Source organism: Psychrobacter sp. 28M-43, from assembly GCF_014770435.1.
GTDB lineage: Bacteria > Pseudomonadota > Gammaproteobacteria > Pseudomonadales > Moraxellaceae > Psychrobacter.
The window spans coordinates 763,459-779,416 of sequence record NZ_CP061739.1 but is presented as its reverse complement, the minus strand read 5'-3'; the positions used below and the strand labels follow the sequence as shown (position 1 = coordinate 779,416).

The 15,958-nt window shown below is 44.1% G+C and carries 12 protein-coding genes; 4 read left to right on the top strand and 8 right to left on the bottom strand.

What is annotated here, in order from left to right; genetic code table 11:
- The first annotated feature begins 160 nt into the window (after positions 1-160).
- Complete coding sequence (locus IEE84_RS03365; RefSeq protein WP_191114840.1) at positions 161-1,072, top strand: LysO family transporter; 912 nt, start codon at positions 161-163, stop codon at positions 1,070-1,072.
- A gap of 4 nt (positions 1,073-1,076) precedes the next feature.
- On the opposite strand, the gene IEE84_RS03360 is transcribed toward IEE84_RS03365, so the two are convergent.
- Positions 1,077-2,360 carry an FAD-dependent monooxygenase gene (locus IEE84_RS03360; RefSeq protein WP_191114839.1) on the bottom strand — a complete coding sequence of 428 codons (1,284 nt, stop codon included), beginning with the start codon at positions 2,358-2,360 and terminating at the stop codon, positions 1,077-1,079.
- Positions 2,361-2,526: 166 nt separating this feature from the next.
- Complete coding sequence (locus tag IEE84_RS03355) at positions 2,527-3,855, bottom strand: UbiH/UbiF/VisC/COQ6 family ubiquinone biosynthesis hydroxylase (RefSeq protein ID WP_191114838.1); 1,329 nt, start codon at positions 3,853-3,855, stop codon at positions 2,527-2,529.
- A 600-nt stretch (positions 3,856-4,455) separates the two neighbouring features.
- Between IEE84_RS03355 and IEE84_RS03350 the strand changes: the two genes are divergently transcribed.
- Positions 4,456-5,559 carry a PhoH family protein gene (locus IEE84_RS03350; protein WP_191114837.1) on the top strand — a complete coding sequence of 368 codons (1,104 nt, stop codon included), beginning with the start codon at positions 4,456-4,458 and terminating at the stop codon, positions 5,557-5,559.
- Between the two features lie 318 nt (positions 5,560-5,877).
- The gene (gene ybeY / locus IEE84_RS03345; protein WP_191114836.1) at positions 5,878-6,477 is read left to right on the top strand and encodes an rRNA maturation RNase YbeY; all 600 of its coding nucleotides are present in this window, start codon (positions 5,878-5,880) and stop codon (positions 6,475-6,477) included.
- 49 nt (positions 6,478-6,526) lie between these two features.
- On the opposite strand, the gene IEE84_RS03340 is transcribed toward ybeY, so the two are convergent.
- The gene (locus IEE84_RS03340; RefSeq protein ID WP_102092965.1) at positions 6,527-7,402 is read right to left on the bottom strand and encodes a mechanosensitive ion channel family protein; all 876 of its coding nucleotides are present in this window, start codon (positions 7,400-7,402) and stop codon (positions 6,527-6,529) included.
- 189 nt (positions 7,403-7,591) lie between these two features.
- On the bottom strand, positions 7,592-8,479 hold the full coding sequence (locus IEE84_RS03335; protein ID WP_191114835.1) for a TonB family protein: 888 nt from the start codon (positions 8,477-8,479) through the stop codon (positions 7,592-7,594).
- 581 nt (positions 8,480-9,060) lie between these two features.
- Here IEE84_RS03335 and IEE84_RS03330 point away from each other — a divergent pair.
- Complete coding sequence (locus IEE84_RS03330) at positions 9,061-9,840, top strand: hypothetical protein (protein ID WP_224737876.1); 780 nt, start codon at positions 9,061-9,063, stop codon at positions 9,838-9,840.
- Positions 9,841-9,947: 107 nt separating this feature from the next.
- On the opposite strand, the gene IEE84_RS03325 is transcribed toward IEE84_RS03330, so the two are convergent.
- From IEE84_RS03325 to nuoL, 4 genes are all read right to left on the bottom strand, one after another.
- On the bottom strand, positions 9,948-10,778 hold the full coding sequence (locus IEE84_RS03325; protein ID WP_416383481.1) for a ferredoxin--NADP reductase: 831 nt from the start codon (positions 10,776-10,778) through the stop codon (positions 9,948-9,950).
- 192 nt (positions 10,779-10,970) lie between these two features.
- Positions 10,971-12,449, bottom strand: a complete 1,479-nt coding sequence (locus IEE84_RS03320; RefSeq protein ID WP_057758941.1) for an NADH-quinone oxidoreductase subunit N — start codon at positions 12,447-12,449, stop codon at positions 10,971-10,973.
- A gap of 3 nt (positions 12,450-12,452) precedes the next feature.
- Positions 12,453-14,078: an NADH-quinone oxidoreductase subunit M gene (gene nuoM, locus IEE84_RS03315; RefSeq protein WP_114700724.1), complete on the bottom strand. Its 1,626-nt coding sequence runs from the start codon at positions 14,076-14,078 to the stop codon at positions 12,453-12,455.
- A gap of 2 nt (positions 14,079-14,080) precedes the next feature.
- A complete protein-coding gene (gene nuoL / locus IEE84_RS03310) occupies positions 14,081-15,955 on the bottom strand; it encodes an NADH-quinone oxidoreductase subunit L (RefSeq protein ID WP_191114833.1) in 1,875 nt (624 codons plus the stop codon).
- Between the last annotated feature and the right edge of the window lie 3 nt (positions 15,956-15,958).

Below are 15,958 nucleotides of genomic sequence, written 5' to 3'. Positions count from 1 at the left end.
ATTAACATCATTATAAGCGTCCAGTTTTTTCCATTTTAGTCCACAACGACCAATGATTTGCAATGAATCTCAATGGCTCATATCAGTATTGCTAACCTTGTATGGTACAATCTTCAGCTTCTTAAAAACGCCTTATTAAAAATGCTGCGAGCCCGCCATCATGCAAAGCCTAGTCACCCTTGTTCTGGTATTAATGCCAATGTTTATTGGCTTTGCCATTCCGTCTAACCCTACTATGACAAAAGTGGCCGACAAAGGTCTATCATACTTGGTATTTATTATCCTAGCGTTGATCGGTATTGAGCTGTCTCAGGTAGAAGGTCTAGGCAATCAGCTGGGTGAAATCGCACTGTATGTCACTATATTATCAATACTGACAATTGGCACGGGATTGTTTGCGCTTATGCTGTTTGACCATCTGCGTCCGTGGCATGCCAAAAAACCAAGTGTAAAATCTAAAGAGCATCGAGTGAGCATTCGCGGTAGCTTAGCGCAAGTGGTTTGTGTGGTGATTGGGATGGTGATTGGCTATTTTTTGCCTGCTGATTATATGCCGCCTGAAAACTCTATGACCGTCATGCTGATGATTTTAATTTTACTGGTTGGTATAGGCTTAAAAGGCTCGGGCATCACCTTAAAAGAAGTATTACTGAATAAACGCGGCGTAGAAATGAGTGCCATCTTTACGCTAGCGGTATTGGTGGGTGGGCTTATCTTTGCGCTACTATTTACTGATGTGTCATGGACGAAAGGCTTAGCACTATCATCAGGGTTTGGTTGGTACTCGCTATCAGCGATTGTCATGACCGATGCTTATGGCGCGGTTTGGGGCAGTGTTGCGTTGTTTAACGACTTAGTACGTGAGTTCTTTGCGTTAATCTTTATTCCAGTATTTATGCGCAAATACCCCTCCGCTGCGGTTGGGCTTGGCGGCGCGACCAGCTTAGACTTTACCTTGCCTATCATTCAGCAGTCAGGTGGCCTAAAAGTCGTGCCACTAGCGATTAGCTTTGGCTTTTTGATCAATATTGTCTCGCCAGTGCTGATGGTGTTCTTTTCGGCGTTGGGGTAGTTTCCTACACCCCACTCGCCTGCTTAGCAAACAAGCGCATCAATGGTTTTATTTTACTGACTCGGTACATGCCTTCATTACGTATCTGCTGCACAGGACGCATTTGTGCAAGCGACCCTGCAAATAACCAGTTAAGCGCAGAAAAGCTATGCATCATTAGGCTATTATGCGGACGGCGCGAACGCTCATAATGACGTAGCGTTTGATTGCTGCCCCACAGCGTACCGCCACTACGGGTAAAGTCATGCTTTAGCTGCTCACATAATACTTGCACGTCCAGCATACCGAGGTTCAGTCCTTGACCTGCCAGCGGATGTACGCCATGAGCAGCGTCACCGATCAGCACCAAGTTATCCGCCACATAGCTGCTTGCTTGCTGTGCCGCTAATGGAAAACTAGCGATAGACTCAATCTGATTAATCGCACCCAGCTCGTAATTGCTAGCAGCTGCTAACTTATCAGCGATAAAACGATCTTCTTCCTCTATCAACGCCAATGCCTGATTGCGCGGCAATGTCCATACGATCGACTGCCAATGCTGCGGATTTGTCTTATCAGCATCAGTTATATCTGCTAATGGCAATAGTGCCAGTGTACCCGTTGGTAGCATGGCTTGGCGTGCCGTTGCCTGATGCGGTCTCTCAGTCTGAATCGCACAGCAGATTGCTGTTTGATTATAATCTAACGTATCTACGCCAATCCCTGCTTGCTGACGAACAAATGAACCGCGCCCATCAGCGCCAACTAATAGACGTGTATCAATCGCTTCGCCATTGTCTAGAGTTACACGGTAGCCTTGCTGCGCCCCTAGCCAATCCATATTGACAACTTTATGACCAGCGATAAGAGTCAGATACTCACTGACATCAGCTTCTTGCAAGCGTTGCCATAATGCGTGCTCAATGACAGCAGGCTCAACCATACTACCTAATAATGTAGGCTCATGAGTTTCACTACTATTATCCTCGGCGCCGCTGTCTTCACTTTCGCCAAATAACAACTCACCCATACCATTGAGCTGCCATACCTGCATTTGCGAGTAATCAGCCTTACGCTCAGAGCTAGCAATCTTTTGCCACGCGCCAATGTCTTCAAGTAAATTAATACTAGCCATACTGAGTGCATAGACACGTGCATCACGTTTGCTAAGTACATGTTGCCAAGCTGATTCATCACGTGCAGGACGGGCATCAATCAACGTCACCGGCATTTTTGCTTGTGCCAGCTTTAGAGCAAGCGTCGCCCCAACGATACCGCTACCGATAATCAACGTATGGTTGTCTTTCATAAGGTGTCTCTCAATATTGCTCAATATTAGAATGCTTATTATCAATCTTAATTACAGTTAGTTGATTCAGTTTAAAAGAGAGACGAGGCAACCGAGTGCAGATGTATAGGCAATACTTCAAGCGAGGTTAACGCTGTCGCTCTTTTAAAGAGGATTAGCTATAGCACTATGACTTTAGACCCATCGCATAGGTTGCAACTAGTGGCTTGATATTTGGCAATTTATCAAAGGCTAACAACGCCATATTTCGCGCTAGCTTAATCGCTGGGTTAGGATGCGTGAAGCCATGTACTACCGCATCACAAAAACGAATAACTCGCTTCTGATCGGTTTGACGTGCTTTCTCATAACGCTTTAATAGCTGTGCATCACCGATATCTGCGCCTTTGAGCACTTGTGCATTCAGCATTTGTGCCAATACATGAGCATCTCGCATGCAGAGATTAAAGCCTTGACCAGCGACAGGGTGCAAAGTATGAGCGGCATTGCCCATAATGACGCAGCGCCCTTTTACCTGCTTATCCGCTAGTACGCGGCTCAATGGATAGGCGCCGCGACGACCAGCAGTGGTAAACTTGCCAGCACGTTGACCGAAGGCTTGCTGGAGCGTCTGCAAGAAATGGGCGTCGTCTTCTAAATACCTGGTTTCTTCACCCGTTGGGCATACCCACACCACAGAGCGCCTGTAACCTTGTTGATACTCATCATTGCCATCGCCTTCTGGATCGGTCAGTGGGAGCACGGCAAGTGGGCCAGCTGGACTAAAACGCTCAATCGCTGCATGCTCGTGTGGCGTATCTGTCTCTACTACTCCGACGATGGCAGTTTGCTGATAGTCATACGTCGTTGTACTGATATCTAGCAGTTGGCGTACTGTAGAGTCGCGCCCATCACAAGCAACTAATACGCTAGCTTGCAGCTGTTGCTCGTTTTCGGCTTCATCGTTGTAATTAAAGCTAAGTGTCACACTATCGGTATGCTGCTGGACAGTTGTCACATTGGCATTATCTATCAAGGTAATTAATGGCTCTTGCTGTGCGGCTAATAAAAGCTTACGACCCAGCCAAGCGTTTTCGATGACTTGCCCAAACGACTCAACCTTTTCCTCTGCTTTATTCAGCTGCGCGCGCCCAAAACTGCCTTGCTCACTAATCTGTACGGTGTCGATACGGCAGGCATGACTCTGTAATTCATCCCACAGTCCAATCTCTTGATATATCTGTACCGTGCGCCGCGATAACGCCGTATTGCGACTGTCTAAATAATGACTGCGAGTACTGTCATCTGTTGGACTGATGGTTGGATAGCTGTTTTTTTCTAGTAAGGTACTCGCAATACCGTGATGGGCCAATAGCAATGCAAAGGACAAACCGACATGACCACCACCCACGATAAGCACTTGCTGGTCAGTTATCGCTTCTTTCTTTTTAGAGATGCTGTCGAACTTTTTAGGTATGCTGTCAGCATTGGATAAATGTGAATCAGTATCTTGCATCGTTATTTTCCTATTATAATTTTTTGGACAAGCAGTTTATTTATGATAGACAACTGCTCGTCACTGACTTTATTTTATAATTTTTATCACGTTACTGTCGTGGTTAGATAGGTTGCAGCAACCTATGGTATCGCCCATAGATTACCACAAATTGTCTATTCTGCCGTGGTCTTAACCGTAGACAAATCGTTTCTTTACTCTCATCATAAACGAGGTTTATATTTATAAAACTCAAAAATCTTAATCTTATTAAAGCGCTATCATACGATAGGTAGCGATGAACTATATAGAACTGATAGCAATATCGAATCAATCTATAGAAAATCGCTGTAGCAGTTGCAATCCGCATACAAAAACAGCGCTATCTATCTGATGTATGGCTTGAAATTTAAAAATTCTCTACCATAATGAAGGCAAGACTTTTCATTACTTTCATTTATTACCTTCCACAAAAACAACAATAATATCGCCGTCATTTTTATCATCTACAATCTTTGTATCACTTAAACACTGTAACGCCACTAACTATTTTATCTCTGCAACCCGCCACGCAATTAAAACCAAATCATAGCGTCGGGTACACAATAAAAGGATAATCGCTTGACTGATTCCATGAGCCGCCGTATAAAGTTTGAATCATTGACCCCAGCACAGCTAAAAACCGTGCTTGGTGAATACAACAATCACATGAAATATATCCAAGAACGCCTCGATATTAAAATCATGCAACGCCAAGGCGATTTTTGCCTGAGTGGCGATGTGACCAATGTCGAACGCGGTGAACGTATTATCTACAAAATGGTAGATGAAGCACAGAACACCAAAGACATCAGTGCTGAAGAGCTGCATCTCATCATCCAATCTAGCCTCTCTCGTGATGAAGACATCGAAGAAGACGAACAAGATCACGATGATATGGAATATGATGAAGACTTGGATGAGGCTAGCGAGTTTACGCCCATCAGCTTACGTACACGTAAAGGCCGCATCGTTCCGCGTGGTGGCAACCAACAACGCTATGTTAAAAACGTCCTGAGCTCTGACGTATCGTTTGGTATTGGGCCAGCTGGTACAGGTAAAACGTATCTAGCGGTGGCCTGTGCCGTCGATATGCTTGAGCGTAATGAGATTGAGCGTATTTTGCTAGTGCGTCCAGCGGTAGAAGCTGGCGAAAAGCTAGGCTTCTTGCCAGGTGATTTGACCCAAAAAATCGATCCGTACTTACGCCCGCTATATGACGCACTCTATGAGATGATAGGCTTTGAAAAAGTCGGTAAAATGATTGAGCGTCAGATTATCGAAGTAGCACCGCTTGCCTATATGCGTGGTCGTACTTTGAATAACTCGTTTGTCATTCTAGATGAAGCGCAGAACACCACGCCTGAACAGATGAAAATGTTTTTGACCCGTTTGGGCTTTGGCTCACGTGCCGTCATCACTGGTGACATTACTCAGGTCGATTTGCCACGTGGTCACAAATCAGGCTTGGCCCAAGCAATGGATATTCTAAAAGATATCGAAGAGATTCATATCACAAAGTTTGATTCAAAAGACGTCGTACGACATCAATTGGTACAGCAAATTGTTGAAGCCTATGACGTATTTGATGAAGAGCAAATAGCTTTAGAAGAAAAACGTAAGTTTGAACGTATTAAAGAACAAGAGCGTAGACAAGCCGTCGCCAATGCAGCAGCCAATCTGTAATAATCAAGCTAATCATTGAATTACAATCATTTGCTACAAGCATTTATATTGCATAAGAAAACCGGATTACTCAAAGTAGTCCGGTTTTTTCTTACCAACAGTTTATTGAATTTAGCTCTTTCGCTACTAGTCGCCTACCAGCAACTTAGCTATAGTAGCCTCTATACATTCTATACATTGGCCTCTATTTATTAGCCAAAAATTTAGCGATAAGATGAACAGTGATTGAACTACTTTTATGGTAAAAAACTGGCAAATAAACAACGTAGACAATGCAGCCTTAAAAACACATTTATTTATAATAAAAAGGACAGCAATATGAGCCAACCTGACAATACTAATTTCGATGACAAGATTGCTAGCAACCATGCCAGCTTAGCAGCACTTGATATCAGTGCGACCGACAGGATTAATGATGAAATATTAGATACTTTTTATAATCGCGAGCATTTACTATCAGTCATGATGGCGACTTTGGATTATATAGACGGTCGTATTAATAATGGTCTGACCCTACCCTATTTTGCAGATATCGATCCTGAGCTATGGCAGGAAAAGTCTAAAACACTAGATATATATATCACTGATGACGTCGAAGGCCGTGCTTTAAATCTAGAAGCACGTGGTAAAGACTATGCGACCAATATTTTGTCTTATCCAAGCGAATTACCTGCAGCCGTCATTGAGCTGATGCCAACACTGCCTCTTGGAGAGCTAATTATCTGTCATGAAGTGATGGTACGTGAAGCGGCTGAACAGGACAAAACAGTGGCGCAGCACATCAGCCATTTGCTAGTGCATGGCGTGCTACACCTACTGGGTTTTGATCATGAGCTCGGACAAGCTGAGCAAGATGAGATGGAGTACTTTGAAATTGAGATTTTGGCAGGTCTAAACCTACCAAATCCTTATGTCTAAACTAGCACTGCTTTATTAAACAGCCTTCTAACTATTAGGCAGCTATTTATTAATCTTTAGATAGTGGCAATTTTTGTGCTTGACCCATTTGGTTGATCATATGGTCTAAGCCTTTAACATGGACACTGCGCTGCGGGAATGGAATCTCGATTTTCTCATCATCTAGAGCTTGCTTGAATTGCTCTAGTAGCTCGCATTGCATTGACCACCAGTCGGCATTGGTTGTCCAAACGTTTAGGGTAAGATCTACTGAATTATCGCCTAGATTGGTCACTCGTACGATAGGCTCAGGATCAGTAAAAGCCAATGGGTTGTTTCTTGCCAGACTTAACATCACGTCTTTAGCCGTTTTGATATCAGCGTCGTAGCCAATACCGACGGTGATATCGACGCGGCGATTGGGTAGCGCTGTATAATTGACCACAGGTGAAGTCGTGATATCGCTATTAGGAATGATGATATCGTGATTGTTAATGGTCGTCAGATGGGTGTTAACCAAGGTAATCTCAGTCACTGTACCTGTGTAGCTACTAATCTGTACATAATCACCGCGTACAAACGGGCGAAATGTCACAATCATAATACCAGCGGCAAAATTTGAGAGTTGGTCTTTTAGTGACAAACCAACGGCAACAGCGGCACCACCTAAAATCGCGACGACAGACGTAGTCTGTACACCGACTTTGCTAAGTGCAGCTAAAATCACCACGACCAGTAGCACGCCATACAATAGACGACTTAAAAAACTAGCAACTGTCTCATCCAGATGGCTACGCGTCATCAAGCGATCGGAAAAAGCGACTGCCTTTTTGGCAAGCCAACGTCCAACGATAAATATAAGTATTGCTAAAGCGACTTTGATGACCAGCTCTAGGGCGTTGCTCGTTAAGGTAGCGACATCGACGGTAAAACCTAAAAATTCCATACTGACTCTTTATTTTATAGCTGTGTGTTATGAACTTTAATATCTTTAATGATAAAAAATAGTGCGTTAAGCGTTATTCTTAACAATTATGTTTTCAGTGACATTTTTCAGCAACTTTATTTTCAGTAGCTTTTTTCTTAGTGCTTGTCTTCTTAGCACCTATCTTCTTAGTGCTTAAATACGTTAACCTTAGTACGTTACTTCGACTGTATCACTATAGCGGTAAGTACGTATCAAGCGCAGCTCGACGATATCGCTCATGTCTTCGGTAAATTTACCAAAGGGTGCTGCTTGTCGTACCGACTGCTTGGCCGCTTCATCCAATATCGTAGAGTTTGAGCTTTCAAGTAAACGAATGGCTTTGATATTGCCGTCGTTACTGATGATAACCATAAGCCGTACTTCACCCGTAATGCCTTGAGCACGCGCTTGTACGGGATAATGCAAGTTACCCACTCGCTCGACATGCTCACGGAATGTATTGATATAGTCTGCTGCCGCACCCCGTGTGGTCGAGTTACTATCCATGGTCACGACTTTGGATTTGGTCGCGTAGACCTGCTGACGCTGAGATAGCTGAGCTTCTAAGGTTGCAATCTGCTTACGTAGCCGCTCTTCTTGCGCCATCGCATCATCTTGCGCTTGCTCGCTGTCATTATCCGACTCTACAGTGGCCTGACGCCAACTTAACGTCGTGCGTAGGTAGCTTTCTTGATAGCGCTGCTGACGCACTTTACGCTGCAAGTTAACGATGTCTTGAGTCTCACTCATTTGCTCAGCAGACATTGCACTTAGCTGATTGTTTTCTTGTCTGAGCTGCTCTTCTATTGTACCGCCGCCTTCTTGTGAAGCGTTGGCAATAAAGTGCGCATCTTCATTGGGCTGCATATTGTCGGTCAGCACCTTTGCCACATCTTGCATCATAGCAGCTGGGTCTTTTCCCATAGAGAAGCTAATCCCGAAAATAATCAGCACATGAACGGCCACCGCAATAACAATAGCGACAGGCAAACTTATATCGCGCTTGGGCGCTTGCGCGGAAAAATGATAGCTCTGTGAGTCTTTTATATAGGCCACAATGAATCTCAGCTTGTGAGCACATCAGTACAAAGCACTATTTAACAAGTGTTGTAACGATAGGCATGATTTATACTGGCGCTATCATAACATGACATAGAATTATGTCGCCAGTATAAGCACTGAGACGGCATTTTGACATCTGCCATGCCGTATTGGTAACCTTATCCGCTGATTGAAAAACATGCATTTGAGAATATATAAGACAGAAAAAACACTGTCTATACCAAATGAATTGCTATAAAACGCATGTGTTCATTTTGAAGCCACTGTATTTGTTATATACTGCTTTAGCACAATAGAATTAGTAGCACGATACTTTGCAACAATCAAAACTGTGCATCGTCTTAATTAGGCATAATAGATGATCAAGCAGCACAGTAAGTGCAGATTCACTACGCACTAGTATCAGAGGTCAGTTTTTCGCTTTTGCTACCTATCAGTATAAAAATTACTAATGGTCGTAGATATTCAGAAATTATAGATAATTAGCTTTCGTTCAAATTAACGATAGCCTGCAAAGTTTGTTTAGCCATTTTTACGTCACCGATTGAATGACGCGCCCTATAAGGATAATAAGTTTGAGTGACTTTGATAACGTGAATAATTCAGACAATTTTGATGAGTTCTTCGAGAGTATTGGCTATCGTTTTGACGAGTCATTCGGCAGTGGGTGGGAACGTATCGCCCAATCGGTTAAAGATATCTATAATAAGACGACGGACAAGTTCGAAGATGAGTTGTCATTGCCCGTGGCACAGACTTACGTTAATGATGCACTACAAAAATTCGTCACTGATAATGTAAAAGCCATTTTAGAGCTACGCGTCGAGATGCATGAGGATTGGTTTCGTTTATACTGCACTGTCAATGCAGGCGGCATCTATGCTGAGGTGGCAAGTAACTTTAGCTTAGTTCACGTTCAGCTCGATCGCAATGTGCAGCGCTTTGTATTTGGTCAGCAAACTTATACCGATATATTAAATCTGCGCTGCGAATCTTTCGTGAAACGCCAAGGCGTCAAACTGGCGATTTGGTTTTATCATAGCGTCCTCAAAAAAGACCCTTTAGGATTTATTCTGTCGTACGTCAATATTGCTCGCGCAAAAGACGAAGTGATTTATCTCGATATCCATCGTTGGTTAAAAAACAACAAAAAAATCATGAGCACCTTGCATAAGGTACAGATAAATTATGGCGAGCTAGAAGAAGAGCAAATGATCTTGAAGGCTCAAATCAACTATCGTGATTTACTGGCTGCCAGCAGTAACGAAGATATCATCGGTGATGATGACGATCCTGAATTGATGCAAGGTCCTATTAACCCTGTAGACGATGCGACTGAGCCAAGCCAAGAGTAAGTTGCTAATGCCTTATCCCATAAGACAATGTTTTATCCCATAAAAAAACGCTGCATCTTAAAGGCCAAGAACCTTTAAGATGCAGCGTTTTTTACTAAAGTCGATAACTACCAGTAGTTCTCTACGGCAATATTACCCTCGCCGCGGCGATTCATCACCAGTCCTAATGTTTTTAACGCCTCTTTAGTATCTTCTACCATATCTGGGTTACCACATAGCATGACATGCGTACTATCAATATCTAATGCGATACCTGCGCGCTCTTGCAACGTCCCCTCTAGTAGTAGCTTTGGCAAACGCTCTGACAACGCGCCTTCGACAGGCTCACGAGTGACGATTGGGATAAAGATAAGCTTTGCTGGATTATCAACTAGCGTGCCGAAGTCTTCTTGTAGGCTCTCTATTTTTTCAACGTACGCAAGTTCATCGAGCGAGCGTGCGCTATAAGCCAATACAATGTGTTCGTAATCTTCCCATGTCTTTAAATCTTGTAGCATCGATAAGAACGGTGCTAAGCCAGTCCCTGTTGCTAGCAGCCATAAGTCTTTTGGTAATGGTTTTTGGTAACGTGCTAATGTCAAAAACCCAAATGGCATGGTATTAAGCAGTAGCTCATCACCCACTTGTAAGTGCTGTAATTGCGAGGTAAATGCCCCATCCGGTATCACGATAGAGAAGAATTCTATCACCTCATCAAAGGGCGAAGAGACAATCGAATACGCGCGGAAGACATCTTCATTCAATGCGGTATCAGCAGTTTCATCACTTACATCAGTCTGTTGATAATATTTTAATTGACTGGGATTGACGCCTAAACGTACAAACTGCCCCGCTGTAAACTTAAAACTATCGGGACGACTGACGGTAAAGCTAAATAAATTTGGCGTCCATGTGGTTTTGCTGAGCACCGTTACGGTTTGAATATTATCACTCATAATTATTCGTCACTTATACTTTATTAAACTGTATTTTTATAAGATACCCTTGATAGGCAAAAGAAGATAAATACCAAAAAAGGTAAGCATAAAAAAAGATGCGCCAAGCTTATCATAAAGCTGGCGCATCTTGGTTTTTTAACCGTAACAACAGATAGATCGCAGCGACTTATCTGCCGTATTGACTCAGCGACATTACCAAATGCGAGCCAAACTTGCCCACTCAATCATACTATTTGGCAAGATACCAAAGAATAGGATAATCGCCGTCACAGCGATGACCATAATACCACCGGTACGAATACCCCATTGCCCAGACACGTCAAACTCGATGAACTGCTTAGGACGTTTGAACAGCGTGAGTAAAACGCGTAAGTAGTAGAATAGACCAATCGCACTGCCCAAGATAATCATCGCAGCCAAGAACCAATTGGTGCCTTGTACCGCAGCTAAGATAGCAAATAGCTTGGTGATAAAGCCTGCCGTCAACGGAATACCAGCCAATGACAACATCATGATGGTCATGACAGCAGTCAATACTGGACGACGCCAGAATAGCCCTTGATAATGCGTCAACTCATCAGCTTCACCAGATAAGCGATACGGACTCGACATCAACGTCACTACCCCAAAGGCACCGATAGAGGTAAAGGCATAAACCGCCATATACATACTAGAGATACTATCAGCGGCCGAGCCAATGCTGACAATCACGATCATCACGTAACCCATATGGGCAATAGATGAGTAACCGAGTAGACGCTTAAGGCTAGTTTGACGTACTGCCAACAAGTTGCCTACCAAGATAGATAAAGTTGCCATGACCATTAATAGCATCTGCACTGATGGCAATGCCAGCAAAGCAGTATCGATTAAGAAACGCACGGCTAGTGCCATCATCGCCACTTTTGATACTGATGCTAAAAAGGTAGCGATAGGCGCTGGTGCACCTTCGTAAACATCTGGCGTCCACATATGGAAAGGAGCAGCCGAGAGTTTAAAGGCGATACCAAACATCATCATTGCCGCGCCCAGTATCAGTAGTGGCGACTCAAAGATATTACCCAACACCATGCTGATTGGCTTAAATGCTAGTGAGCCTACTTCTGCATAGATAAAGGCCATACCCATCAGCAACGTCGCTGATGCAGTCGCAGATAATACCAAATACTTCAGTCCCGACTCAAGTGACTGGTTGCGCATATAAGTATAAGCAAGCAAGCCATATAGTGGTACTGATAGCATCTCCAAGCTCATAAAGAATGATGCCATATGCTGCGCGCTTACCATTAGCAACGCACCAATGGTCGATAGCAGCATGAGCAAATACAGCTCTTCTTTATTGTCTTTGAGATTGGCCAGATACGCATAAGACAGCGTACAACAAGCCAAGGCACAGATAAAAATCACCACCATATTAAACTGAGCAAAGTTATCTATAACAAATAGTTGCTCAGCGTTTGGCGCGATAGATCCGCTGTCAATTACCCCGATCATCTGCCCGATTAGGGTAAATAGACCAATGTTTAAGCCTGCCACTGTAATCGTACCAGTGACCATATGCGAGCGTTTAAAGGTGATCGCGATCATAACCGTCAGTACCGTAATCACTACGGCGATAATCGGCGCGTAAGGCAACAATCCTATCAAATCATTCATCGTAATATCATTCATGACTTAACGTGCCTCCATTACATCAAGCAGCTGCGACGCATCTACCTGTGTCACTTGACTGTATATATATGCGTTATTGATCCACTGCATAGCGTGACTTGAGGTATCAAGGAACGGCTGTGGGTACAGTCCGAGCCATACCAAACCAGCAGCTAGCATCAGTAGTAATGACAGCTCGCGCTTGCCCAAATCTTTTAGTTTACGTGCAGGCAGACCATGTGACTTAGTCTCTCGCTCTGCCAATGCGGCGATATTGTTTTCACCAAATAGTGCGCGATGAATCAAAATCAGCGAATAAAGACCTGCTAATACCAAACTGAATGTTGCAAAAACAACGAATACTGGATACTGAGCAAATGAGCCAAATAAAATCATGAACTCGCCAATGAAGTTACCCGTACCAGGAATACCTAGCAGCGCGGCACAGAAGAACATCAATATCGGTGCGTAATAGCGGAACTGTCCCCACATACCACCCATCAAGGTCAAATCGCGTGTATGCAGACGCTCATATAGCTGTCCTGCCATAATGAATAGTGCGGCTGAACTCAAACCATGAGCAAGCATCTGAATCATCAGACCTTGTAAGCTGAGCAATGTTCCTGCATAGATTGCTAGTACCACAAAACCCATGTGCGAGATACTGGTATACGCTAGCAAACGCTTCATATCAGTCTGCATAAACGCAAGCCATGCACCATAGAAGATACCAATCGTACCTAGAGTAATCGCTATCGGCGCAAACTCTTGTGACGCTGCTGGAAATAGCGGCAACACAAAACGAATCAAACCATATGCAGCAGTTTTAATTAGTACACCTGCCAAATCTACCGAACCTGCCGTTGGTGCCTGCGCATGCGCATCTGGCAACCAGCCGTGGAACGGAATGATTGGCAACTTCACCGCAAAACCAATGAAGAAGCACAGCATGATTGGATATTCCCAGCCGCCAAGTGACGTACCGAGCAAGTCATTATAGTTAAAGCTCACTACCCCTTTTTGGGCGTAGCTGATAATGACCAATACCAAAATACCGATGAGCATGATAAGCCCAGACGCTTGGGTATAAATAAAGAACTTGGTGGCCGCGTATTCTTTGGTTTTGCCAACCACATCATGACCCCAAATCGCGATCAAGAAGTAGATAGGAACCAGCATCATCTCCCAGAAGAAGAAGAATAAGAACAAATCAATAGCCAAGAAAACCCCGATAACGCCGCCCAAACTCCATAGCAAGTTTAAATGGAAAAAGCCAACACGGCGCTGAATCTCATTCCACGAACAGGCAACAGCTGCCACACCAAGCAACCCTGTTAGGGCTACCATCATCAATGACAAACCATCTAGCGCTAAGTGAAAGCTAATACCAAAGCTCGGTATCCACGGCACACTGAACTCCGCGACCCAAGGCACTGCAGCATCTGGTGCAATGACCTGCTGACTCATACCGCTAAAATCGCCTTGCTGCCAAAGTACCAATGACAAAGCAAAGGTCAACATCATACCGATCAAGGCAATCCAGCGCGGCAGACGTTTATTAAATCGCTCTACCAACCAGCATAGCAATCCTGCAATAAAAGGAATTGCGATTAATGCTGGTAGCATCCACGTTTGTTGTAACTCAATCATCTTTACACCACCGTCATCATTACCAGCACCAGCAATACAGCCATACCCAAGCCAAAGCTTGTGGCATAACCTCGAAGAGACCCTGTTTGCGTCGCAGACAATACTTTATTACCTGCTGAGGCCAGTTTAGGTAACAGCAACCACGTTTTATCGATAGGGTCGGCTTTTAATAAGCGGCCGATGAATAAAAAGGGTTTTACAAAAATTACATCATATAGCGCGTCGAAACCTAGGCCATGATAGCACCAGTGATATAGCGCCCCACCAATACGTGATCGCTTAAAACTAGTAAGCATGCGACCTTTATTGACGACATATAACAGTGCTGCCAATATCAAACCTGCTGCCATGGCACCCATCGCGATATACTCTGCGGTATGCTTAGCATGCGCTTGACCAGCAACTTCTAATAGATGACCAACGCTCTCTGGTAAGACACCGTCTAATGGTGGCGTAATCCAAGCACCAACGGCAGTAGATAGCACTAGCAACACGGTCAAAGGCAACCAATACGACACACCTGATAGCTTATGCGCATGGGTTTTTTCTTCGCCAAAGAAGATAATCCAAATCATACGGAATGTATAAATCGCGGTTAAGAATGCGCCGAATACACCCATATAAAATAGTACTAAGTGACCTGTGGCATACGTCTCCCAAAGAATCGCTTCTTTAGAATAAAAACCAACGGTAACCCAAGGTATGGCAGCGAGTGCGCCGCCACCGATGATATAACACCAAAATACCAATGGTATCTTTTTGCGTAGACCACCCATCTTAAAGATGTCTTGCTCGTGATGTACTGCAAGGATGACCGCCCCTGATGATAAGAACAGCAATGCTTTAAAGAAAGCATGCGTCATCAGATGAAAAATAGCCCCTTGCCACGCGCCCACGCCAAGTGCTAAAAACATATAGCCAATTTGACTCATGGTCGAATAAGCAAGGATACGTTTGATGTCTGTTTGCGCGAGTGCACAGAATCCAGCAACGACCAACGTCAATGCCCCTACGCCGCCAACCCAATATAACAAGATACCTGGGGTCAGCTCAAACAATGGATGTAGACGGGCGATTAAATAAACACCTGCTGTAACCATCGTTGCAGCGTGAATCAATGCCGATACTGGTGTCGGACCTGCCATCGCATCAGCAAGCCATGTATGTAGTGGCAACTGGGCTGATTTACCCATCGCACCGCCGACCAACATCATCGTGGTAAGCATCATCGTTGGGTTATTAACATCGAATACTTCTGGCGCGCGCGTAATAATCTCTTGAATATTAAGCGTACCGAATTCGCGGAATAATAAAAACAAACCAAAGGCTAAGAAAACATCACCGACACGCGTGACGGTAAAGGCTTTCATCGCGGCACGGCCGTTGGCTCTGTCGTGATAATAATAACCAATCAATAGGTAAGAACAGATACCTACGCCTTCCCAACCGAGATATAGCAAGAACAAATCATCTGCGAGTACCAATAACAACATACTGGCCACAAACAAGTTCATATAGCTAAAGAAACGAGCAAAGCCAGTGTCGCCTTTCATATACCAAGAGGCAAACAGGTGAATCAAAAAGCCAATTCCAGTGATAACACCTGTCATGGTCAATGCAAGACCATCAAAGCTCAAACCGAAATGTGGGGCAAAATCGCCCACTTGGAACCAAGTCCATAGCGGAACTTCAATTACCGTTCCAGCTGGATTGGTGGTCAAAAAGGTATAGCTAACCACTAGCGTGCATAGTGCTGATAACAGCATGCTACCCACGCCAACAATCGCTGCGACCGTTTCTGATAATTTGTCGCGCATAAAGGCTAAAATCAAAAAGCCAATGAGCGGGAATATAAAGGTTAATGGTAATAAACTCATGAC